A 764-nucleotide genomic window follows, 5' to 3' on the forward strand; every position below is an offset into this window, starting at 1 on the left:
TTATGTTTCAGTTGCTTACCCCCAGCACTGTAAAATCCTATAAATTTTGAATTAAACTCTATTATGCTAGCAAAATCATTGTTTTCATTTTTTTGATAAAATAAGTTTTTTGTATTTAATTTTAAAATTTCTCTATGGATGTTTGATATTATAGTAGTTTTACCGCGATTATGTGCACCATATATTACTAAATTTTTATTAACCTTTAACATACTTATCCTTTTTTATATTATTGTTATTATAAATTTAAGCCTTAGTTTTTGCTAAGGCTTATAGTATTAGCTAAAAAGCGACTTATAATTTACCACTTGTTGATGGTGCTGGTGCTGGTGCTGTATTTTCATCATACAAACCAGTTCCACCGATTTTTATTACGCCAAATTCTTTTTCAAGAGTAGCTGTAGAGCCATCTTTTTTAACTTGATATTTTTCTTTAAAAGATGGGATAGAGTGCATAGCTTTACAAACACTTTTACTGTTGTTTTTAGCTTTAATTGTTATATAATCAGCTGTTTTTGTTGCAGTAGTTCCACTTCCACCTGTACCTGTAGCAATTGGGGTAGCATCACTATCAGCCCAATCTAGTTCAACACAATCTTGTAATTTTGCATCATAGGCTTGTATTTTTGTTTTCAGATCAGGAATTTCGCCTTTTGCAAGATATAAAGACGCCGCCTCTGTAGTAGCTTGTGATAGCTGAGTCATAAGAGCTGCAGCTGAAGCATCATCCCTTGTCGCAGTTAGTCTTGGAATTGCAACTGCTG

The 764-nt window shown here is 32.6% G+C and carries 2 protein-coding genes; both read right to left on the reverse strand.

All coding sequences use genetic code 11. The features are described 5' to 3' along the window. Positions 1 to 212: hypothetical protein (locus F1B92_RS08750; RefSeq protein ID WP_154571454.1), on the reverse strand; the 212-nt coding region annotated here is incomplete at its 3' end. An 82-nt stretch (positions 213 to 294) separates the two neighbouring features. Then, the coding region (locus F1B92_RS08995) for a hypothetical protein (RefSeq protein WP_195836355.1) at positions 295 to 764 on the reverse strand (470 nt) is incomplete at its 5' end.

Origin of the sequence: Campylobacter portucalensis (assembly GCF_009690845.1) — a bacterium.
GTDB classification, from domain to species: Bacteria; Campylobacterota; Campylobacteria; order Campylobacterales; family Campylobacteraceae; genus Campylobacter_B; species Campylobacter_B portucalensis.